We start from the raw sequence: 21385 nt of genomic DNA on the forward strand, positions 1-21385 counted from the left end.
CAATTCCTGAGCGGTTTTTAGGCAACTTCTCTGTCAGGGGCGCGAATAATAGCATCAGGAAACGAATGAGCCAATTACTCAAGTGGTCTGATTTCTTGGTTGTGTCACTGTGGGTTTGTTTATGGCGTTGTATTTGTTGGGCTTAATGAAACTTGTGAATTATAATTAACTTTTATTTTATTTAATTTTTGGTTTCTTGGTAAACTCTTTTTGAGCTTTAGAGTAAAAATATTGCTCTGTGGGAAATATTAGCGTTGCCTTAAATTTCCTTTAAAAACCAGTTGGTTATGTGAAGCGGTATAGCTTTGGTTATTTATCTGAACTACGCGCCCCAACAGATGGAGTTATGGCCTGACCAGGGCACTTTTCATGGAAAAAAGGTTCAGACAAAAAAACGCCCCACCGGCAGGTGAGGCGTATGGTTTATTTCAGCGCAGCGGTGAGGCGCATGCAGGCGTCATCGAGCAGGGTTCGCGGACAGCCAAGGTTGAGGCGGATAAAGCCGCTTCCATCCTGACCAAATCCGGCTCCCATAGAAGGGACCAGCCCCTGAGCGTGGCAGCGCTCTTCGAGCTCCTTATCACTCATACCCAGGGCACGGCAGTCCAGCCAAACCAGATAACCGGCTTCGGGGGGGACAAAGCTGACCCCTGGCAGGTGGGTCGCCAGGTAGTCAGTCAGGGCATCAATGTTGCCCTGAAGATAGTTTTTCAGCGAGTCGAGCCACTGGCCGCACTGGTTGTAGGCAGTGGTCGCTGCTGTCATCGACAGGCAGTTATAGACGTCCATCCCGTGCGCGTCCATCCGCTGAACAAAGCGGGCTTTAAGTTCTGCATCCGGCAATACGAAATTAGCCATTCGCAGTGACGCCAGACCAAAGGTTTTGCTGGCAGCGGTGGCCACGATCAGGCGGTCGCCGAGAATCGGACGCAGCTTCAGTGCCGAGTGGTATTCATGGCCCGGCATCGCCAGGTCCGCCCAGATCTCATCGCTGATCAGCCACACCTGATGGCGCTGGCAAAGTGCAGCCAGGGCTCCCAGTTCGTCCTCACGCCATGTCCGGCCCACCGGGTTGTGCGGGTTACACAGCAGCATCACTTTCGCGCCGGCCTCAAAGCAGCGCTCAAGGTGCGCCAGATCCATACGGTAGTGACCCTGCTCTTCAATCAGCGGGTTTTCCACCACGCAGCGCTGGTTGAGCTCAATGATCTTGTTGAATGAGCCATAGCCCGGAGACTGCATCACAATCTCATCACCGCATTCAGTGATCAGCTGAAGCAGCATGGCGATGCCGGGCAGCACACCGTCAATGGTCGCAATCCACTCTTTATCCATAGCGACACCGTGTCTTTGCTGATACCAGCGGGTCACGGCTTCAAAGTAATCCTGGTCACGTTCCGAGTAGCCGAATACACCGTGGTCAACCCGCTGATGCAGGGCATCGATCACCGCCTGCGGGGCTTTAAAGTCGTAATCAGACACCCATACCGGCAGCAGGTCATCGTGCTCAAGGCCAAGCTTCTGGGCCATGAAGTCCCATTTCACAGAGCCGGTGTTACGGCGGTCGATGGTTTGGTCAAAGTTATTGTTCATATTCTTATGCTGTTGCCTTGTTTTGAGTCAGCTCTGGCTGAGGTTCTGTTTTGGCGATGCCAAAGCCGGTAAAGCCGTAGATCAGAGCGAAGACCACGCCCGCGTAGCACTGAATCGCCCATGGCAGATAATCCAGGGTGGAGACGCCCAGGGTGCCCGCCATGTAAATACCCGCTGCGGTCCATGGTACCAGCGGCTCAATCACGGTGCCTGCGTCCTCCAGGGTACGTGACAGGTTTTTGGTATCCAGGCCCATTTTGCGGTATGCGCCCTGGAAGAGCTCACCCGGGATAAGCAGCGCCAGTTTGCCGTCTGAGGTGGTGAAGACCACGGTGATGGTCGCGACAACGGTCGAGAAGATCAGCTGGCCGGTCGAGTGGATAAAGCGCAGGAACTTACCCAGTACCACGTTCAGCGCACCGGTCAGGCTCAGGATGCCCGCAAATGCAAAGGCACAGAAAACCAGCAGAATGGTGCTCATCATAGAGAACAGGCCGCCGCGGTTCAGCAGTTTAGCGATGTCGGGTACCAGACCTTCGGTAGCGTGACCGCCCGCTTCCAGCATGCTGATATTGAATCCGTTTACGTAGGCTTCAAAGCCCTGTTGCAGGGTGAAGTCCTGCACGGTTACGCCGATAAGAAGGCCAAGCGCAGAAGCTGCCAGCATCAGAGGCAGGACCGGTTTTTTGGTCAGCGCGCCCCACAGGATCATTACCGGCGGGATCACCAGAAGTATGTTCAGGGTGTACAGGCTTTCGATACCAGCCAGAATATCGGCCACTTTTTGCGGGGTAGCCATGCCAGCCACATCACCGTGATGACCGGCGATAAGAAAGACTGCAGAGGCCAGGATAAAGCCAGGTATTGTGGTGTAGAGCATGTGCTGGATGTGCTCGTACAGTGTGGTACCGGCAACGATTGGGGCGAAGTTAGTAGAATCAGACAGCGGGGAAATCTTGTCGCCGAAGTAAGCGCCGGAAACGACCGCGCCCGCAGCTGCGGCAAGATTGACGTCCAGACCTGCGGCCACGCCCATCAGCGCCACACCAACGGTGCCTGCAGAGCCCCATGAAGTACCGGTACAAACCGAGACCACGCTGGTGACAAAGAAGGCGGCGATCAGGATGTATTCCGGGCTGATCACTTTCAGACCCCAGTAAACCATGTAAGGAATGGTTCCGCTGATCATCCAGCTGCCGATAAGGCCGCCGACCGAGACCAGAATCAGGATAACCGGCATCGCTTTGGCCAGCTTTTCTACGATGGCATTCATGATGTCATCCCAGCTGTAACCCATTTTGGCGGCGACCAGGCCGGTGAAAACGGCTGAGGTCAGCAGCAGGGCTTCAATTCTCAGTCCAAAGTGTCCGTAACCCACCACAAGGAGGGTCAGCATCACGGCAATTGGCGCCAGCGCCAGGCCGGTTCCGGGCAGAGGTTTGTTCATTTTTTATATTCCTGTCAGTAGGGAGTTGGCGCCAGTTTAAGGGGAGGGCCTGCCAGGGAATGCGAGCGCGAATCACGTTTCATGTAAGCGCTTACATGGGGTTTCGAAACTTGATGATGATCACGGTTTATGGCTGATTTCATGCTTGCTCCGTGTCAGAGCGGGGAGTGGAAACCGTGTTACGGGCGACCAGGTGGGCCTGGAATTCATGGTTCGCCGGCACAATTTCACGCTGGTTATGAAAGTCGAGCGCCAGGGTCGCTGCGTAGCGGGACATTTTCTCTATCGGGTAGTGAATGGTGCTCAGACGGGGGTAGAGATATTTGGCCAGCAGCACATCATCAAAGCCCACTACGGACATATCGTGGGGAACATTGACGCCGTGTTCCTGCAGGCAGGCCATCAGCCCGGCAGCCATCACATCGTTAAAGGTCACTACTCCGGTGACGGTAGGGCAGTCAATAAGCAGTTGCAGGCCCGCGGCTTCACCACCCTCTTCGATAAAGTTGTGGCTGATCACCCAGCCAGGACGTACTTCCAGCCCGGCTTTCTCCATCGCATCATAGTAACCGGCGAGGCGCTCGGCCCTGTCTTCTATCGGCAGGTTAGTGGTAATACAGGCGATATGGCGGTGGCCCTGATTGATAAGGTTTTCGACCGCCAGTGAGGCAGCGGTACGGTTATCGAGCCAGACTGAGCGGTGCGCCAGCTCGGGGATACAGTGGTTGAGCAGAACCATGGCCGGCAGCTGGGCGGCGTAGCGGATAAGGGTAGCGTTATCGAGCATCTTGCTGTGTACCACCATGGCTTCACAGCCCTGGCTTATCAGATGATCCAGCCCCTCTTTTTCCCGTTTGGCATCGTGCCCGCCGCTGACGACGACCAGCTGGCACTGTTGCTCCCTGGCTACAGCTTCGACGTGTTTGGCTATAAGAGCAAAAAAAGGATCAGCCAGATTGCCGGTTAACAGACCGATTGTCTGGCTGGAGCGCTTTGCAAGAGCGGCTGCGCGTGCATCACGCTGGTAGTTGAGCGTGGCTATGGCCTTTTCTACCCGTTCAAGTGTTGCGGGCTGAACGTAGGCTGTGCGGTTTACTACCCGGGAAACGGTTGCAGTAGAAACGCCGGCCAGTTTTGCTACGTCTGCGATGGTTGCCATAATGATCCCCGTTTAATGAGTTGGGGCAAGGCTAACGTTTGTAGTGAGTAAACTGTCAGAAACAGGAAAGAAATGCAGGCGGGAAGCGGGAAATGGAGGATTGATCACATGGAGGCAATGTGAGCCTGAACACCGCCTCCATGTGATACTTTTTTTATGCCGTTGGCATGAGTTCAAGCAGTTTAATTCGCAGTCTTTGGTACTCATGAGTCTGCTGGAGCGCCTGAATAAATACCTGAGACTGGCTGCTGTAAGCTGAACTGAGGATCATTCCCAGATTATGTTCATGAATATCCGGGCACATTAGCGTAGCAATAACACAGCTCTGAACATTAGGATCTTTAATATTAAGTTCCATTAATTTAGCGCAGCGGATTATTTCCAGGATTCGCATTTCCATTACATATACCTCACGGTGGCGTCACCATTCAGGATAAGCAACATATTAAATTCTTCGGTATGCCGAACAGCACGGGCCATCAGTTGTTCACGCTCATTCCATTCCTCGCTCAGATCACTGTCTATGTAGTCATTCAGTTTGCCGATAGCCATGTCTTCTGCAATATCAGGCGTACAGGCAATTGAAGCCAGGATTGTTTTGTTATTGTTTGTCGACAGGTCAAAGCCTGTATCCCGGCTGTGAGCGATCATGGCTTTCAGGACTTTTTTCTTCTGCGAGCGGATCATGCACATTTTAAGTTCATGACGGTCGAAGGCGTAGCCAATTTCATCCAGCAGATCTGTTACTTCCTGATACATTTTGTTCCCCCAAAAATGAAATATTTAAAAATATGAGCTCACTGAAATGAGCAGAAATCAAATAGTTAACCGTGTGCATATTGTTAGTATGAATTTATGCGTGCTGGTTACTATATTCTTGCATTAGGCTTTAATTATCTGATTAGTCCTTTATAAGCTAGGGATATGTCCCTTATCTGCTTATTAATCTAATCTGTTTAAAGTGTGATGTTTGTCACTTATGGTTAATATTTTTTATTTTTATGATATTTTCTTATTCATCATGTTACCTAATGCCTCTGGTCGCGCAGCGTCAAAAAAGCCGAAGCTGACATCCGCTTCATGGCGGGATGTCAGCTTCGGCTTTGATTAGCTCAGTATGTCTTATTTACCTCTGAGCCAGTAGCCCGCCAGAAGCATTAATCCGTTTCAGGATTCTTGCTTCCAGATCATCAACAGCCGAGCGTTTGAAAGCGGGCAGGGTCAGCAGGGCATCTGCCCAGGCTTTGACTTTGGGGCTCTTGCTGAACAGGTCAATGACATAGTGCTGTTCCAGAATGCTTAAACGCTGCAACAGCGGGGCAAAGGCTACATCAATGATTCGGATCTGATCGTCGTTAAAGAAAGGCTGATGACTGAGCTGGTTTTCCAGGTAGGCGAGCTGTTTGGTCAGGGTTTCTTTGGCGGCGTAGAACTCATCTTCACCTGTGGCGGAAGCCATCGCCCACTGGCTGCCGAGCATGCCGGAGCCAAATTCGATCAGCGCGCGCTGGCGGGCTTTATCGAGCGGGTCGGACGGGTGCAGATCCTGGCTGTTGGTGTCATTGAGGTACTCGAGGATCACCTGGGATTCAAACAGCGCCGTATTACCCACAAGAAGAACCGGCACTTTGCCCATTGGGGAGATGGCGGTAAACCAGTCGGGTTTGTTCATCAGGTCGATGTACTCCACCTGGTAGTCGATACCCTGAAGTTGCATATAGAAGGCAGAGCGCTGTACGAAGGGGCAGATAGGGAAACTCACCAGTTTGAGATCACTCATAACGTATGTCCTTATGTCCGGGGCCAGGCCATCAGGCCTGGCGCGATGAGGTTGTTATGAGTATAGCTTTGGCTGGCGGGATCAGGCGGACTGGCCGATCCGAATATCAAATTCGCGCAGCAGGTCACGGGATGCGTCAATAAGCATCTCCATCGGTACCTTGATAAAGTAGAACGCCATCATCAGTACCATGACCGGATCCGCGTACGACGAATAGTGGTGCCATGGGGTCAGGCCGACCAGCCACGCTGCGATAAAGCCAGCGGTTACCGCTACGCTGAGCAGGGTGTCCATTTGCCATTGCTTTGACTCTGCGGCTACCAGCGCTGACTGGTATTTTTTGCTGCGTCTTGCGATAAACCACCAGGCGTAGCCACAGCCCACGACGTTGATAAAGCCAAACAGGGTCGCGATGGAAGCATCGACATCCCGGCCGCCGTCCATCACGGCAACAACCGCTGAGTAGATTGAGATGCTGACCAGGGTCAGGATTGCGATGGCTTTAAAAGCAATGACTGCAGGCTGAATAACAGAGCGCCCGTAGCGTTTTGCGATTCGGGTGTTTTGACGGATATACCACGCAGCCGCCAGTGACAATAAAGTTAACAGCAGGCTGATCAGTGAGTAAACACCGTCAAACACGATCACCATTGATCCTACCCACAGCCCCAGCACCAGTCCCATCAGGGCGAACCCGGATGCAAGCAGGGCGGAAAAGGTCAGAATACGGCTCTCATTTTTGTCAGATTTTACACACATACGATTTCTCGGTTGCCAAACACGTTATCAGTCAATGGGTTCTGATTCGCAGGCGCGATGTGATTCTCGCTCACTCCCGGGAGCTGTCCCGGTGGCCTGCCGTCATTGCTTGACTGATGCTTATCATTGTTCGCGCTGGCAGGAGATTTGACAAATGTCATTTGGGTTTAAAGCGGGTGTTACCTGGTCGCATTTTCATCGTTATCTTTAATTTCAGTGAGTTAGGGCGAAATGGTGGTGTCATAATAGTTGACGCTGAGTGATTTGGCTGCGACTGCAACAGGCTTTTTGGACAGTGGAAGGGGGCTCTGTTTGTGTGGTTGCCGGATTCTGGTGCTGTTAAGCGCAGGGTTCGCTCCTTGCTTATCAGGAAGCTAATCACTGTTTTTATTACCGGGACAGCTGCCGGGCTTGTAAAGCACACTCTAATACTTTTCTTATCACATTGTTGCATATTTGGATTGGAATGCCCGTCACATCTGCCCACCGTCTTATTGACGGGGAAATAGGTTAAAATCACTACTTATTCAGTGAGATAGCAACCTGACTTTGTTGATAAAATCGCTGTGCGAAAAACCGCCAGTCAGGGGAGATTATGGGGATTACTGTAAATGCAAATGGGCTTAGTGTTGTTCATCAGGGTTCAGGGGGCGAAGCGAATGCATCGGTACCGGATGTATGCTTAACCAAGGTGGGAAAGCCTGTCGTACCCATCCCGTATGGCAACAATGCAAAGTCGGCAGACCTTGCTGATGGTACCACGACAGTAACTATGGATGGTGGAAACAGCATTGCGATAAAAGGCAGCAAGTTTTCCAAAAGTACCGGCGATTCTGGTGGTGACAAAAAAGGCGTCAGCTCCGGTACCATCGAAGCGGAAGCTCAGTTTGTTACCGCTTCCCCAACCGTTATGATCGAGGGTAAAGGGGTATGCCGTAACTCAGATCAAATGACGATGAACAAAGCCAATACCATGTGTTTTGGTGTTCAGAATCCGTCTGTAAGCGTCTCTCCGGATCCGGAAACCACGCATGCTCTTGAAATCATTTGCAGTTATCCAAACGGTAAGCCCTACTCGAATGCGCCTTTTGAGCTTGAAGATGTGGCCGGTGGAACACTTGCCAAAGGCACTCTGGATGCAGAGGGAAGGGCAATCACAGAAGGGCTGCCGGTAAAAGAAGCAAAGCTGATATTGCGCGAAACCACGGATACCTATGAGCCAAACTCAGTACTGCCAGAAAACCATCCAACAGAGTATTACGATGATCCCCGGGATTTTTGTTCTTATGTAGCAGGAAGACGCCTCCCGTTCTGGGACGAGAAAATGGGCGTAAGCAATGACTGGGGTATCCTGATGTCCCCGGCTCTGACGGATGATGATTTCAAAGACATGGTTTATGAGCAGAGTCGTATCCTCTCTCCTCACAGGGTAAGCCACAATCACTCCAAAGATTTTTCTGAGTCATTCGTCTCGGCTTTATTCCATGTTCAGGAAGACAGGGAAACACTGAGCAAATTTGAGTCTCTGGCTGAGCTGTTACTTGAGAAAGTGCACGAGAACGGAGACATCCTGCGAATACTGTTCCAGGCAGACGTTATGGAGCCGCCAGCTGAGCTGCTGGCTAAGCTGAGGCTGCTTGGCGAAGGGAGTACCGTTGGGTTTTTGCCGGTGGTTCCATGGACGCTCATTAACCAGAAACTGTGCGGATACATCAGTGACCTGATTGATGCCCTTGATGTCCGGCTGACGTTTATTCAAACCCAGGCAAATATTCGTTCATTCAAAGCTATAGAAGAAGGCGTACAGCGATACCGGGATGGTCTCAAAGTTATGTCGGGCGCTTTGCCGGATATTTTTAGCCAGATCTTTTCCAGTCTGAATGACAGGCTGTTGACGATATCAGTAATGGCCAAAGGGGCCATAGTGCGTATAGCAGGTCAGTCGGGTTTCGCGACGAACGGAGGTTCAGTCAACGCTGTGGTTTACACCAGAGTTAATGACATGAACCGTCCGCCGGTGATTGTTTTCGAAGATGTGTTTTCGGATTAAGGAGCAGAAATGGACGCAGTTCTACCAATTACTCAGCGAGACGGGGAATCATTTCATACCTTCAGTGACTTCATTAAGAGTTTTGATAAGGTTAAAAGTGGCCGGTTTATTCTGGGGCAGGGGTATGGGTGGCACAGTGGCGTGCACCTGACTTCCAAAATGTTCCCATGGGGGAAAGGAGTTCGTCCTGTTCAGGCGATGCTGGATGGACGAGTCGTCGCTTACCGGATTAACCCTGACTATCTCGAGACTACTTACAAAGATCAGAAGCTCAAGTTCAGCAATAACTTTGTTTTGCTGGAACATGAGGTTAGCGCTCCTGAAGTAGCTCCTCTTGATTCTGCGAAAGCAGAGGCAGCTGATCTGAACAAAGAAGAATCAGCCGATTCAGGCGCTGAAAATGAAGGGAAGACGTTCAGATTCTACTCCCTGTACATGCATCTTGCGCCCCCCTCTGATATTGGAGCCAATGCGTCAGTTAAGACGCGTTACAGACTAAAGGCTGGTAACCGATATTTCAGACGTACAAACCTTAATGCAGCACCCAATAATCACAATATCACTGCCAAAGAGACATTACCCAAAGACACTGTCTTTGAATACCTTGATGCAGATACCCAAAAGTCATCTGAAATGACAATAAATAAGACCTCTTACAGGATGATCAAGTGCCGGATCATTTCTGTAGGGGGGGATACGAAAGGAAAACACAGCTGGAAAGGAAAGGTTGCCTGGTTCGCGGCAGGAGAAGCAGGAGAAGAGGACGAGCTTGGGTATTTAAGTAATGATGAAATTGTGGTCTCAGAGCCCCTCAGTGAACCTGAGTGGATGAGCTGGCCCGGAGCACAGTTCCGTGATGGACGGGTGGTTACCTTGAATCTTCCAGAAGGTGATTCTCCGGTTGTCGAGTTGCACCCAAACCTGATAGAGGTAAAGGCCGGAGATGAGCTGGGATATATGGGTTTGCATGAGTTCAGTACTGATGCAAATGCAACCCGGAAAGAGGACAATCGTGTTCATATTGAAGTTTTTTCAGTTGAGGAACCGCCAGAGTTTTTCCTGAGGATGATTGGAGTAGAAAATACAGAGGGAATTGAATACAAGCAATTTGATGGTTCTGGCAGCGATGGCGCGGTTAGCCCTATGAATTCGTTTTTTTACACTCTTGCAAACGAGGTGTCGGATGATGGAAATGTCGAGTATGCTTTTCCTACAACCCGGGAAAGGTTAAGAACCTCTTTAGATAATAAGAGAAAGTCGTTTGAGACAGTCATCGTTAAGCATCCAAGTGAGTGGCACAATAAATCATCAGAGATATTACATTTAAATATACATAAGACAGCCCGTGAGGCGATGGATGAAAAGTACGTATCCAGCTTTATCTCTGAATTGGAATACCGGAATTCACGATGGAGAGAAAACTTAATCGAACAGTATGATATTTTCTCTAAGCACGAGAAGGATAGAGGGGACGTTTATTCGTGGATGCAGGGTACCGAGCTTGGGATACCTGAAGATGGTGCTGTTTGGCACTTTTGGCCGTTTTCAGTTCAGCGATTAAAGAAAGTTGTTGTTGAGCTTGGGAAGACATCAGAGAGATATGAGTCTGGAGGTCATGGGCCGGGAGTAATCTCTAGTGGTAAAGGGGATCATGGTGGCAAGTCATATGGTGTCTACCAATTTTCATCTACGTTAAAAGTGGTAGATAAATATGTGAAGAGTTCTGTATTTAAGGACTCCTTCAAAGATTTAGTTGTTGGAAGTTCTGATTTTGACAAAAAATGGAAGTCTATAGCAGCCGAGTCACCAGATGAGTTTAGAAAAGATCAGCATGACTTCATAAAAAGAACTCACTTTGATATACAGTACGATAAAGTACTTAATCTTGGTATTGTTAAACCGGGTAAATCTGCTGCGATACAAGACTTGATTTGGTCGACAAGTGTTCAATATGGCCCAAAAACCTCTTTAATAGTTAAGGCTACTAACGGTGAGACAGGACTGAGTTACGAACAAATAATTAAGAAAGTTCAAGATTACAAACATGACAAAGTTCATTTGCTCTTTAAAAGCTCTCCAACTCTGTGGCCAAGTCTGCGTACCAGAGCGAAGAGTGAAAAAAAAGAGCTATTGAGATTGTTAGATTCGAATGCAATTCTTAAGGAAGACAAATGAGATTACTTATAGTTACATTTTGTATGTTGTCATTCATGGCGAATGCCGGGCAGTACTCAGACTCATATCTTGATTGCACTAATAATTCAACAGGAGTTACTGCCGAACTGTTAGGGTGTATTGATACTGAAATGATGGAAAACAAAAAAGTGATCGATGAGTTTCTAAACAAGGAAACTGAGAATAGAGAGCTATCTAAAGTTATTGAGTATCTTCGTGGTTCTGTAAGAGATGAATACAAGCTGAACAATAAATCATGCGAAGTGTTTAATCTGATTTACCCTGGTGGTCAGGCTGCTCTAATTTTAGAGAAGCAATGTGTTTTGGATAAAACAATAAGGGTAAGAAAATTCGTCGAGGATGTCATTGAGACCGCTGAGTTTGAGTTGTAATTTAGTGTGCAGTTTTAATAAATGCGAGAACATCCGCTTGTGAATGAGGTGAAGCTGTTGCTTCACCTTTTTGCATGTTCATATCCATTCAGACATGTTTTATCGTCAATACTTGAACAAATAATCGCTCAACTGATCAGCCAGCCAGGACATTCCCGGGTGTTCAGCCATACCGGCCCGGGTGACCATGCAGAAATCTTCCTGAGTCAGACCATAGGTGTGTTTGATGACCGAAAGCTCTTCCTGGCGCAGCAGGGTACGGATCAGTGGCTCGGGCAACACGCCCCATGCATCATCGTGGAGGATGGTGTTGAGGATGTAATCGAAACAGGAGAAACCGATATAACGGGTCGAGAAGGGGGCCAGTTCCGGGTTGTCTTTTTCGTTGAGGTAGGCCATGGAAGCCTGGGTGGCGTCACGCAGGTCATCGTCGAGTGCCCGGCGCATTTTACTCAGCGGATGGCCGGAACGGCACACCGACATCATGCGGATCTTACCCAGCGGCTGGTAGGTGAGATTAGGGTCGTCGACCCGTTCAAAATCGACACCAAATGCGTAATCGACCTGGGCGGTTTCGACGTAGTTGGCCAGATCTCCGCTTGACGCCAGGATCAGGTTGAACGAGGTGGCCGGGAAGCGGCGGTTCAGCTCATGGGCGAGCTCCTGCCAGACTTCATCGGGCACCGCATCATCCCGCGCTATCCAGACTTCGGCGTTAAAGTTGGCGCTGATCTGGGTGCAGGTCTGGCGGATCCGTTTTTCAACGCTGAGCAGGTTCTCGCAGTCTTTGTAGATGGCTTTGCCCGCTTCAGACAGCTCCAGCCGGTTACCACTGCGCACAAACAGGGAGGTATCGAGCTCTTTTTCCAGCGCCTTGATCGCCATGCTGAGTTTGGTGCGGTTACAGTCGAGGTGACGGGCGGCCTCTGAGACAGAGCCCAGATCGGCAACACGACAGAAAGCTTCGATTTGTGACAGATTCATAGCGGATCAGGATTCAGGTGAGTGCGTTTGCATACTACCGTGAAATCCGGGCGTTAGTCTATAACGCGCCACTGTGGCTCCATGTTTCTCAGCTCTTCGAGCACATCCGGGTTACTCAGTGCCCCGGTGTTAGTCACCGGTTTATGCTCCAGTACGTTTTTCACAGCCAGCTCCACCAGTTTACCGGAGCGGGTTCTGGGCACTTCGCTGAGCGGCAGAATGAGATCCGGAATATGATGGGGGGAAGCGTTTTCCCGAAGGCTGTGATTGATAGCTTCCCGATCTTCATCATCAAGGCGAAGTCCCTGAGCCATCTGAACGAACAGTACAATCCTGTTGTCGGTGGGGGTTTTCTGGCTCACTACCACCGAGTCTTCAATGCGCGCAAGGCGGTTCACTTCACGGTAGATCTCCGCACTGCCGATCCGCATGCCATAGCGGTTGAGCATGGCGTCGCTGCGCCCGCAGAACACAAACCCGTTTTGCGGTGTCTGGCAGACTTCGTCGCCGTGATACCAGGTGCCTGGGAAACGGTTCCAGTAGGTTTGGTGATATTTCCTGCCGTTATCCTGACAGAAGTACAGCGGCTGATTGGGGAAGCTGTTGCGGCAGACCAGGGTGCCATGAGTGCCCTGAACCGGATCGCCCGCGGGATTAAACACGCACACATCCAGCCCAAGTGCGGCCTGCTGACACTCGCCCGGGTAAACTGGTGAGATGGGATTGCCGAGTACAAAGCAGCCGCAGATATCGGTTCCGCCGGAGATTGATGCCAGGTGCAGATCCGGTTTGATGTGCTGATATACAAACTCAAACTGATGGGGGTGGAGCACAGAGCTGGTCGAGCAGAGGGTTTTCAGTTTATCCAGGCTGTAATGCTGTGCCGGGCGATAGCCGTCTTTCTGCAGCGTCTCCAGGTATTTGGGCGAGGTACCAAACAGGGTGACACCGTGCTTTTTGGCGATGTGCCACAAAATGTTGTTATCCGGATAGCAGGGGTGGCCATCGTAGATAACCAGCTCTGCACCGGAAGCCAGCGCACTCATTTGCCAGTTCCACATCATCCAGCCGGTGGTGCTGTAGCAGAACACGACATCCTGACTGTGGATGTCGCAGTGGAGCTGATGTTCTTTTACGTGATTAAGCAGTGTACCGCCCACCGAATGGACGATGCATTTCGGCTTGCCTGTGGTACCGGAGGAATAGAGGATAAACAGCGGGTCGTTAAAGCGGCGCCGCTCGTAGCGCATGCCGACCGGACGGTAGTCATCGAGCATGTGGTGCCATTCCGAGAAGCCGTCTTCACTCTCGGGATGAAGGTAGTTGATCTGACAGGTCTGGGTCAGTGATGGCAGTGCTTCTGCCAACTGGTGATTTTTGTCGCGCAGGGTGTGAGCCTGGCCGTTGAAGCAGTAGCCGTCCACCACGAAAAGCACCTTAGGGTCCACCTGGCCAAACCGCTCTGCCGCGCTCTCCACGCCAAAATCGGGAGAGGTGGAGGTCCAGACCGCGCCCTTTGCCGCCGTTGCCAGCATGGCGACCAGAGTTTCAGGAATATTGGGCAGATAGCCTGCGACCACATCACCGGGCCCGACTCCGCAGTCTTCCAGCCACTGGCAGGTCAATGAGACCTGATCACACAGCTCCTGCCAGCTCAGGGTACGCTTTTCTCCCTGCTCGTTATGAAAGCAGACAGCCGTTCGCTCGGGGGTATGAAAGGCCTGGGCGAGCAGGTTTTCTGCGTAATTGAGGGTGCTGTCTTCAAACCACAGGGTATCACGTGCGGGGACAAAATCACCGTGCTTTGCCGGACCGGGGGAGGAGATAAGGGTGCCTTTGGTGCCTATTACATCGGCAAAATCCCACAATTGATCCCAGAACTGCTCGCTGTTTTCCACCGACCAGCGGTGCAGCTCATCATAGTTTTTGAGGTGCAGATCATAGTCTGCATCCACCCGGGCAAGGAACTGGGTGAGCAGGGCTTTTTCGACTCTCTCTTCAGACGGCGTCCAAATTGGCGGTACTGGCTTTGTCATACGGTGCCTGATTTTTATCTGCATGGAAAACGCCACCAGTCATCCCGGTTTTCCAGGACGGGATAACAGGCGACTCTATATAAAAATATAGTTGTCAATTAGAGACTTGCAAACCTGGCTTTACGGCAGGTTGTACGGGAACTTTTATTCCGGTGCCCGCTCAAATATTTACCCGTCAGAGTGTGTTATAACAGCGCTCTCCTGCGTGGAAAAAAGAAGTGAAATAACAAAAGGACTAATAATGATCAGACTGGCAGTGATCGGTACCAACTGGATTACAGACAGCTTTATTCAGGGTGCCTTGGCCTGTGGTGAGTTTTCACTGGTGGCCGTCTTTTCCCGCTCGCTTGTGACAGCGCAGCAGTTTGGTGCCAAATATGAAGGTGAACTGGCTTACTATGATGATTTCGAAGCGTTTTGCCACGCGCCGGGCATTGACGCGGTGTACGTGGCGAGCCCGAACTCGTTTCACGCACCACAGAGTATCGCCCTGCTAAAAGCCGGAAAGCATGTGATTTGTGAAAAACCGCTCGGTTCGAATCTTTCAGAAGTACAGGCCATGTACCAGGCCGCCCGTGAAAGTGACCGGGTGCTGTTCGAAGCGTACAAAACCGCGTACCTGCCTAACTTCGTTCAAATTAAGAAATACCTGACTGACATCGGCCCGCTGCACCGGGGGCATTTCAGCTACTGTCAGCTCTCTTCCCGCTATGGCCGCTATCTGGCCGGAGAGAACCCTAATACCTTTAACCCGGCGTTTTCCAATGGCTCGGTGATGGACATTGGTTATTACTGCATTGCCGCCGCGCTGGAGTTGTTTGGTGAGCCTGAATCGGTAATGGCTTCCGGCAAACTGCTGGGCTCCGGCGTCGATGCCCATGGCAGCGCGATCTTCTGTTATGAGGGATTTGAGCTGGTGGTCAGCCACTCCAAGGTTTGTGACTCTTCGGCCCTGAGTAACATTCAGGGAGAGAAGGGCACCCTGGCGATTGAATTTATATCTGAGCCAGCCCGGGTTCTGCTGCAACGCAAAGGAGAGCCGGATAAGGATCTTACCCTGGCAACAGATCCCCACAGCATGCGTTATGAGGCGGAGAAGTTTGCACAGCAGATTAAAGCCGGGGCTATGGATGAACAGGCGGTTGAGCGCTCACTGGCGACTGCCCGGGTGATCACCGAAATCCGCCGCCAGGTCGGGGTGGTGTTTCCGGCAGATAAGGGGGATGCGTGAACAAAGCATTTTCACTGTTGATCGGACTGGTGAGCGGGGCAGGTGCGCTGGCCCCGGCTTTGGCTCAGGCTGAACTGGTATATCAGGTTACTGCTGATAAGAAGCATCCTGAGGTGGTAACCATAACGGCAGATACTTCCGGGCTGCAAAGTCTGGTACTGGAAGCACCGCGCAGCCAAAACCCAGAGCCGGACCTGCCAAAGGTGGAGTGTCAGGTAGGGGAAGAGTGGCAGAGCGCATCCTGGGGTGAGACCATTCGATGCAATCAGCTGCGCTGGATGCTGAGTTTTGAGAAGGCTGATGCGCAGGGTTATGACGCCTCATCTCAGATGGATACTTATCACCCTGAAAACGGCTGGTACCTGCTGACTGAGTGGGACTCACTGCCGCGGATTCAGGGCGTGGAGGAGACAAAGGTCTGCTTTGAGGAGCAATGCCAGCCACTGCCGGGCAGGGACCAGGCACCGCTGTTTATGGTCAGCGGACTGGAGAAAACCGCGCTCAGTGTTGGGAAACAGGTCATTACCCTTCAAAGTGATGTGAAGGCACTGGCGAAAGAGCAGCAAACCTGGCAACCGGTGATGGAACGTCAGCTTCGCTATCTGCGCGGCGTATTTCATGCCCGGGCCGGTGAACCGGTTGAGCTGGTGGCATTGGGGCGTGAAGTCAGCAGTGGCTCGGTGGGTGGCGCATCCGGTAACCGGATTTTTCTGACCAATGTACCGCTTGAAGAAGGCACGCTGACGGAGAAGTCGCTGCCGCACTTTTTGAAGATCACCGCCCACGAGACGCTGCATTTCATCTCAGGGATCGATTATCCGCTGTGGCTGAGTGAAAGCCTGGCGGAGTACTACGCCCAGAAGTCACTCTCGGATACCGAATATGCTCACCCTGAGCCGGTTCAGGTATGGCGCGCAGCGGCAAAGAAACTGCCGGACTCTGACACTGGCCTCTACACTGCCAGTCGAAAAGTGGTCGATGGGCAAATGCAGTACTACCCGCTGTTTTACCTCAAGGGTGCCGCTTTCTGGCTGGAACTGGACCTGCTGCTGCAGCGTAAAGGCAGCTCTCTGGACCGCTTTATTCCGGCGCTGAAAGCCGCGCTCAAAACCGTGCCGCCACAGCGGGTCTCTCTGCCGGATGCTTTCGTAGAGCAGGTAACCGAAGTTACCGGCAAGTCTGCCTTCCGGTCGCTCGAGAAACGCTATTTGCTGACGGTGAATAAGAAGTAATTGTGGAACGGGGCGAAAGCCCCGTTTTTCAACTTACTTTTTTTTTGATTTCCTCTATGCCGGATCAGCTGGCGCTGCTGCTGGCACGCTGAGTGAGCTGAAAACCGACATCCAGCGAGGTTTCTGATTGCTCCTCATTGCGGATGGCTGCGAGCAGTCGTTTGGCGGCCTGATGGCCCATTTGATCGTAATCTACTTCTGCACTCGAAAGGCTGGGGAAGGCATGGGCGCAGGTTCCGGTACCATCAAGGCAGAAAATCGCCATGTCGGTTGGTACTTTTATCAGGCGGCGGTGGCATTCAAACAGTGCGCCCAGCGCGACTTCCTCGTGGCTGCATACCAGAGCATCGAGACCTGAATCCCTGAGTAAAAGTTTGGCCAGGCCTTCTGAGCCAAGCTCTGCAGACGGCGCTTCGTGGGTGGTAAGGAAATGATCTGGCGTAAGATAGTTCTCAATCAGCGCACTTTGCCAGCCGTGCAGTTTTCGCTGCATGATGGAGTACTCTCCGCGGGCACCGATAAAGCCGATATTGTGATAACCATTGTCGATCAGGTGTTGGGTACAGGCTTTGCCGAGGGCGAAGTGGTCTACACCTACATTCAGATAATCGGAGCTTTGATTAAACTCTGCGATTTCCATCACCGGGACATTAGCGGCTTTGAGCAACTGATGACTGCGTTTTGTATGTTCACTTCCAAACAGGACAGTTGCGGCCGGGCGGTTTTGCAAAAGGGTGCCCAGCAGTTTTTCTTCCTGCTCCTGAGAGTAATCGCTGTAGCCAAGCAGTAACTGGTACCCTTCCTTGTTCAGTGCCTGCTGAAAACCGGGAAGAAACAGTGCACAGGACTTTTCGACCAGTGAAGGCAGGATCAGGACTATGCTGTGGCTTTCGCCGGATGCCAGCGCTCCGGCTGTTTTGTTCGGAATGTATCCCAGCTCTTCGACGACTTGTTCAATTTTTTGTCTCAGCTTTTCGGACACCATATCTGGTGTTCTCAGTGCTCGGGAAACTGTCATGGTGCCCACGCCTGCCTGTTTGGCTACATCGGCAATGGTCACTTTTCCCGTGCTTCTTCGTTTTCGCGGTTCGCTCATTTTCTTGTTGGTATTCCTATTTTTCGCCGCGCAATGTTAGCACAGCGTAGCGTACGGTTTTTGATATTAGCGCATAAGTTGTTAACCCGGTCCTTTCTCTGTTCACCATGACAGTAAAATGATAGCGCTATCACAATTTATGGTAGCGTTATCAGATAGCGCTATCATTTGTGATCTCTGTCCTGTTTTTCTGATAGTTTCATCGATAAAGTTAGCCCCATCGAAAGCTGGTGGAGCAACCTCAATGTTAAGTGAACTTATTACCCAGGATGTTATCCGTGTACATGACACCGCAACGGACTGGCAGGATGCAATCAACAAGTCCTGTCAGGCACTGCTGGATACTGGTGCGATTGAGCCTGGTTATGTCGACGCTATTTTCCGCTCGCATGAAGAGCTCGGGCCTTACTACGTGGTTGGCCCCCAAATGGCGATGCCGCATGCCCGCCCGGAAGATGGCGTGAACAGAATGGCCCTGGCCGTAACCGTGATTCGTGAAGGTGTCAATTTCGACTCTGAAGGTAACGACCCGGTGAAAATGCTGGTAACCCTGGCAGCAACCGACAGCAACAGCCATGTTGAGGCGATTTCTAAGCTGGCTGAGCTGTTTATGAATGAAGAACATGTTGCGCAGATTTGCGCAGCAAAGAGCGTTGATGATGTTCTGAATGTAATCAAAAACTATTAATTCCCCCTGCAATAACGACGAAACGAAGGTGAACAGTATGAAGATTATGGTGGTTTGTGGTCACGGTTTGGGAACCAGCCTGATGATGGAAATGAGCATCAAAGGCATTGTTAAAGATCTTGATGTGGCTGCTCATGTTGACCATATCGACCTGGGCTCAGCAAAGGGCACTGATTGTGACATTTTTATCGGCACCAATGACATTACCGACCAGCTAAAATCGCTGGATGTGGAGCAGAAGATTGTCAGCCTGGATAACATGGTTGATAAAAATGCGATGAAAGAGCGTCTGTCAGTTGCTCTTCAGGAACTGGGTGCGCTGTAAAAGGGGGCAACATGGAATTTTTTAATTTCCTGATGAATGACGTTCTGTCAGAGCCGGCGGTTCTGGTGGGACTTATCGCGCTGATCGGTCTGATCGCGCAGAAGAAATCGGTGACGGAGTGCGTGAAAGGCACGGTCAAGACCATTCTTGGTTTCATTATTCTTGGCGCAGGTGCCGGGCTGGTGGTCTCTTCTCTGGGTGACTTTGCCACTATTTTCCAGCAGGCATTCGGTATTACCGGCGTAGTGCCAAACAATGAAGCGATCGTTTCTATCGCTCAGGAAGCCTTCGGTAAAGAGATGGCCATGATCATGTTCTTTGCCATGCTGGTGAACATTCTGATTGCCCGTTTTACACCGTGGAAATTTATCTTCCTGACCGGTCACCACACTCTGTTTATGTCGATGATGGTGGCAGCGATTCTGTCTTCCAGCGGTATGAAAGGTGTTCCGCTGATCGCTCTGGGTTCGATTGTCGTTGGCTTTGTGATGGTGCTGTTCCCTGCAATTGCGCACCATTACATGAAGCAGGTTACCGGTTCTGATGACGTGGCGATTGGTCACTTCTCGACACTTTCCTATGTTCTGGCTGGTTTCATCGGCAGCAAGTTTGGTAACAAAGAACATTCAACCGAAGAGATGAATGTACCTAAGAGCCTGCTGTTCCTGCGTGATACGCCGGTCGCTATCTCATTTACCATGGGTATCATCTTCATGGTGACCTGTATCTTTGCCGGTGGTGACTTTGTTCGTGAAGTCAGTGGTGGTAAGCACTGGTTTATGTTCGCCCTGATGCAGTCGATCACGTTTGCCGGTGGTGTCTACGTTATCCTGCAGGGTGTGCGTATGGTTATCGCTGAAATCGTACCTGCGTTTAAAGGGATCTCAGACAAGCTGGTACCGAATGCGAAACCAGCGCTGGACTGTCCGGTAGTGTTCCCATACGCGCCAAACGCAGTACTGGTTGGCTTCCTGTCGAGCTTTGCTGCGGGTCTGGTGGGCATGTTCCTGCTGTATATCATGAACCTGACGGTGATCATCCCAGGTGTAGTACCTCACTTCTTCGTTGGCGCTGCAGCGGGTGTGTTCGGTAACGCAACAGGTGGCCGCCGCGGTGCGATTCTGGGTGCTTTCGCTCAGGGCCTGCTGATCACCTTCCTGCCGGTATTCCTGATGCCTGTACTGGGTGACCTTGGTTTTGCCAACACTACCTTCAGTGATGCTGACTTCGGTGCCGTGGGTATCCTGCTTGGTCTGATTGTTCGCTAATCTTTCTCCCGTTCTTTAGCGAAAATGCCGCCCTTCTCCGGGCGGCATTTTTGTGTTCAGGATCGGCTAACAGGTTACGAAACCTCTGGCACCTGCTGGGTAATACAGTGAATATTCCCTCCCCCCAGCAGTATTTCCCTCGCATCAACTCCTGCAACACTGTAGCCCGGGTAAAGCTCAGACAGGGTGTTGGCGACTACTTCATCATAGCGCTTGTCCAGCAGCGGGTAGACGATATGGTTATTGGTAACCAGGTAGTTGGCGTAGGAGGCGGCGAGGCGTTCGCCGGACTCGCGTTCCATTCCATCGGACAGGTCAATCCCTGATGCTTCATCTTCAGTGATGTACAGCGGGCCGGCCATCGGGATCTTGTGTACCCGGATTTTGCGGCCTCTGGCATCGGTACTGCTGGTCAGCACCTCATACGCTTCCTGGCTGATCTCGTACTGAGGGTCTTTCGGGTCTTCACACCAGGTGAGTACCACTTCGCCGGGTTTGACTACGTGGATCAGGTTATCGACGTGGCCGTTGGTCTCATCGTTGTACAGGCCGCGTGGGATCCAGATGACTTTCTCTGCTCCCAGGTAGTCACACAGTGCGATTTCAATCTCCTCACGTGAGAGCTCGCTGTTGCGGCTAGGGTGCAGCAGGCACTCTTCGGTGGTGTATACGGTGCCGTCGCCATCAACGTGGATTGAGCCACCTTCGAGGATTATCGGCGCGCGATAGGTGTCATCTCCAGTGATTTCACACATTTTCGATGCGACCTGGTCGTCCTGGTCCCAGGGGAAATAGAGTCCGTCTACCAGGCCGCCCCAGGCGTTGAACTCCCAGTCTACCCCGCGGCGTTCGCCTTCATTGTTGACTACATAGCTGGCACCGATATCGCGCATCCAGGAATCGTCGGTCGACATCTCCACCACCCGGATATCGGAAGGCAGTTTCGCCCTGGCGTTTTCGAACTGGGCTTTGCTGACCACCATGGTGACAGGCGTCGCTTTGTGAATGGCCTGCGCGACATTGACGAACGCTTCCTGGGCCAGTTTTGCTCCGTAGCGCCAGTTATCTGTGCGCTCCGGCCACGCCATCCAGATCTGTGAATGGGGCTCGTGTTCGCCGGGCATGTGGAATCCGTCGGTTTTTGGTGTTGTGGTTCTTTTAACAGTCATG

18 protein-coding genes and 1 pseudogene are annotated in these 21385 nt (G+C 51.5%); 8 read left to right on the forward strand and 11 right to left on the reverse strand.

Annotated elements, in window-relative coordinates; genetic code table 11:
* Positions 1–423 precede the first annotated feature (423 nt).
* From ACVB80_RS06385 to ACVB80_RS06415, 7 genes and pseudogenes are all read right to left on the reverse strand, one after another.
* Positions 424–1593, reverse strand: a complete 1170-nt coding sequence (locus ACVB80_RS06385) for a MalY/PatB family protein (protein WP_481080445.1) — start codon at positions 1591–1593, stop codon at positions 424–426.
* A gap of 4 nt (positions 1594–1597) precedes the next feature.
* Complete coding sequence (nhaC, locus tag ACVB80_RS06390; RefSeq protein ID WP_481080446.1) at positions 1598–3040, reverse strand: Na+/H+ antiporter NhaC; 1443 nt, start codon at positions 3038–3040, stop codon at positions 1598–1600.
* A 139-nt stretch (positions 3041–3179) separates the two neighbouring features.
* Positions 3180–4199, reverse strand: a complete 1020-nt coding sequence (locus ACVB80_RS06395; protein ID WP_481080447.1) for a LacI family DNA-binding transcriptional regulator — start codon at positions 4197–4199, stop codon at positions 3180–3182.
* Positions 4200–4353: 154 nt separating this feature from the next.
* Positions 4354–4557, reverse strand: coding sequence for a hypothetical protein (locus tag ACVB80_RS06400; protein ID WP_481080448.1), 204 nt, complete (start codon positions 4555–4557; stop codon positions 4354–4356).
* A gap of 41 nt (positions 4558–4598) precedes the next feature.
* Positions 4599–4958 carry a hypothetical protein gene (locus ACVB80_RS06405; protein ID WP_481080449.1) on the reverse strand — a complete coding sequence of 120 codons (360 nt, stop codon included), beginning with the start codon at positions 4956–4958 and terminating at the stop codon, positions 4599–4601.
* A 367-nt stretch (positions 4959–5325) separates the two neighbouring features.
* A complete protein-coding gene (locus ACVB80_RS06410; RefSeq protein ID WP_481080450.1) occupies positions 5326–5979 on the reverse strand; it encodes a glutathione S-transferase family protein in 654 nt (217 codons plus the stop codon).
* Between the two features lie 117 nt (positions 5980–6096).
* Positions 6097–6738 (reverse strand): annotated as a pseudogene (locus ACVB80_RS06415) (cation efflux transmembrane domain-containing protein); the annotation flags it as partial.
* 595 nt (positions 6739–7333) lie between these two features.
* On the opposite strand from ACVB80_RS06415, the gene ACVB80_RS06420 reads away from it, so the two are divergent.
* The 3 genes from ACVB80_RS06420 to ACVB80_RS06430 are packed head-to-tail and all read left to right on the forward strand — an operon-like array spanning position 7334 to position 11355.
* Positions 7334–8788, forward strand: a complete 1455-nt coding sequence (locus ACVB80_RS06420; RefSeq protein ID WP_481080451.1) for a DUF4150 domain-containing protein — start codon at positions 7334–7336, stop codon at positions 8786–8788.
* A 9-nt stretch (positions 8789–8797) separates the two neighbouring features.
* Complete coding sequence (locus ACVB80_RS06425; protein WP_481080452.1) at positions 8798–10963, forward strand: VgrG-related protein; 2166 nt, start codon at positions 8798–8800, stop codon at positions 10961–10963.
* Positions 10960–11355 carry a hypothetical protein gene (locus tag ACVB80_RS06430; protein WP_481080453.1) on the forward strand — a complete coding sequence of 132 codons (396 nt, stop codon included), beginning with the start codon at positions 10960–10962 and terminating at the stop codon, positions 11353–11355. Before ACVB80_RS06425 ends, ACVB80_RS06430 begins: the two co-directional genes overlap by 4 nt.
* Before the next feature lie 105 nt (positions 11356–11460).
* On the opposite strand, the gene ACVB80_RS06435 is transcribed toward ACVB80_RS06430, so the two are convergent.
* Both ACVB80_RS06435 and ACVB80_RS06440 read right to left on the reverse strand, forming a co-directional pair.
* Positions 11461–12339: a LysR family transcriptional regulator gene (locus tag ACVB80_RS06435; protein ID WP_481080454.1), complete on the reverse strand. Its 879-nt coding sequence runs from the start codon at positions 12337–12339 to the stop codon at positions 11461–11463.
* A 53-nt stretch (positions 12340–12392) separates the two neighbouring features.
* A complete protein-coding gene (locus tag ACVB80_RS06440) occupies positions 12393–14375 on the reverse strand; it encodes an acetoacetate--CoA ligase (protein ID WP_481080455.1) in 1983 nt (660 codons plus the stop codon).
* Between the two features lie 241 nt (positions 14376–14616).
* Between ACVB80_RS06440 and ACVB80_RS06445 the strand changes: the two genes are divergently transcribed.
* Positions 14617–15606, forward strand: coding sequence for a Gfo/Idh/MocA family protein (locus ACVB80_RS06445; protein WP_481080456.1), 990 nt, complete (start codon positions 14617–14619; stop codon positions 15604–15606).
* Positions 15603–16838 carry a hypothetical protein gene (locus ACVB80_RS06450; RefSeq protein WP_481080457.1) on the forward strand — a complete coding sequence of 412 codons (1236 nt, stop codon included), beginning with the start codon at positions 15603–15605 and terminating at the stop codon, positions 16836–16838. Before ACVB80_RS06445 ends, ACVB80_RS06450 begins: the two co-directional genes overlap by 4 nt.
* Before the next feature lie 64 nt (positions 16839–16902).
* Here the strand turns inward: ACVB80_RS06450 and ACVB80_RS06455 are convergent, their stop codons facing one another.
* Complete coding sequence (locus ACVB80_RS06455; protein WP_481080458.1) at positions 16903–17934, reverse strand: LacI family DNA-binding transcriptional regulator; 1032 nt, start codon at positions 17932–17934, stop codon at positions 16903–16905.
* Between the two features lie 244 nt (positions 17935–18178).
* On the opposite strand from ACVB80_RS06455, the gene ACVB80_RS06460 reads away from it, so the two are divergent.
* The 3 genes from ACVB80_RS06460 to ACVB80_RS06470 are packed head-to-tail and all read left to right on the forward strand — an operon-like array spanning position 18179 to position 20215.
* Positions 18179–18622: a PTS sugar transporter subunit IIA gene (locus ACVB80_RS06460; protein ID WP_481080459.1), complete on the forward strand. Its 444-nt coding sequence runs from the start codon at positions 18179–18181 to the stop codon at positions 18620–18622.
* A 37-nt stretch (positions 18623–18659) separates the two neighbouring features.
* Positions 18660–18947: a PTS sugar transporter subunit IIB gene (locus ACVB80_RS06465; protein ID WP_481080460.1), complete on the forward strand. Its 288-nt coding sequence runs from the start codon at positions 18660–18662 to the stop codon at positions 18945–18947.
* Positions 18948–18958: 11 nt separating this feature from the next.
* The gene (locus tag ACVB80_RS06470; RefSeq protein ID WP_481080461.1) at positions 18959–20215 is read left to right on the forward strand and encodes a PTS ascorbate transporter subunit IIC; all 1257 of its coding nucleotides are present in this window, start codon (positions 18959–18961) and stop codon (positions 20213–20215) included.
* Positions 20216–20289: 74 nt separating this feature from the next.
* Here the strand turns inward: ACVB80_RS06470 and aguA are convergent, their stop codons facing one another.
* Complete coding sequence (gene aguA / locus ACVB80_RS06475; RefSeq protein WP_481080462.1) at positions 20290–21384, reverse strand: agmatine deiminase; 1095 nt, start codon at positions 21382–21384, stop codon at positions 20290–20292.
* Position 21385: the final 1 nt, after the last annotated feature.

The organism is Vibrio sp. 9-16B-A1, assembly GCF_056726165.1.

Excerpts from the sequence above, each read along its gene's own strand:
- ACVB80_RS06430 (WP_481080453.1), top strand. The coding sequence starts at position 10,960 with ATGAGATTACTTATAGTTACATTTTGTATGTTGTCATTCATGGCGAAT.
- ACVB80_RS06385 (WP_481080445.1), bottom strand. The coding sequence starts at position 1,593 with ATGAACAATAACTTTGACCAAACCATCGACCGCCGTAACACCGGCTCT.
- ACVB80_RS06425 (WP_481080452.1), top strand. The coding sequence starts at position 8,798 with ATGGACGCAGTTCTACCAATTACTCAGCGAGACGGGGAATCATTTCAT.
- ACVB80_RS06405 (WP_481080449.1), bottom strand. The coding sequence starts at position 4,958 with ATGTATCAGGAAGTAACAGATCTGCTGGATGAAATTGGCTACGCCTTC.
- aguA (WP_481080462.1), bottom strand. The coding sequence starts at position 21,384 with ATGACTGTTAAAAGAACCACAACACCAAAAACCGACGGATTCCACATG.
- ACVB80_RS06395 (WP_481080447.1), bottom strand. The coding sequence starts at position 4,199 with ATGGCAACCATCGCAGACGTAGCAAAACTGGCCGGCGTTTCTACTGCA.
- ACVB80_RS06400 (WP_481080448.1), bottom strand. The coding sequence starts at position 4,557 with ATGGAACTTAATATTAAAGATCCTAATGTTCAGAGCTGTGTTATTGCT.
- ACVB80_RS06440 (WP_481080455.1), bottom strand. The coding sequence starts at position 14,375 with ATGACAAAGCCAGTACCGCCAATTTGGACGCCGTCTGAAGAGAGAGTC.
- nhaC (WP_481080446.1), bottom strand. The coding sequence starts at position 3,040 with ATGAACAAACCTCTGCCCGGAACCGGCCTGGCGCTGGCGCCAATTGCC.
- ACVB80_RS06435 (WP_481080454.1), bottom strand. The coding sequence starts at position 12,339 with ATGAATCTGTCACAAATCGAAGCTTTCTGTCGTGTTGCCGATCTGGGC.
- ACVB80_RS06465 (WP_481080460.1), top strand. The coding sequence starts at position 18,660 with ATGAAGATTATGGTGGTTTGTGGTCACGGTTTGGGAACCAGCCTGATG.
- ACVB80_RS06445 (WP_481080456.1), top strand. The coding sequence starts at position 14,617 with ATGATCAGACTGGCAGTGATCGGTACCAACTGGATTACAGACAGCTTT.
- ACVB80_RS06455 (WP_481080458.1), bottom strand. The coding sequence starts at position 17,934 with ATGAGCGAACCGCGAAAACGAAGAAGCACGGGAAAAGTGACCATTGCC.
- ACVB80_RS06460 (WP_481080459.1), top strand. The coding sequence starts at position 18,179 with ATGTTAAGTGAACTTATTACCCAGGATGTTATCCGTGTACATGACACC.
- ACVB80_RS06470 (WP_481080461.1), top strand. The coding sequence starts at position 18,959 with ATGGAATTTTTTAATTTCCTGATGAATGACGTTCTGTCAGAGCCGGCG.
- ACVB80_RS06410 (WP_481080450.1), bottom strand. The coding sequence starts at position 5,979 with ATGAGTGATCTCAAACTGGTGAGTTTCCCTATCTGCCCCTTCGTACAG.
- ACVB80_RS06420 (WP_481080451.1), top strand. The coding sequence starts at position 7,334 with ATGGGGATTACTGTAAATGCAAATGGGCTTAGTGTTGTTCATCAGGGT.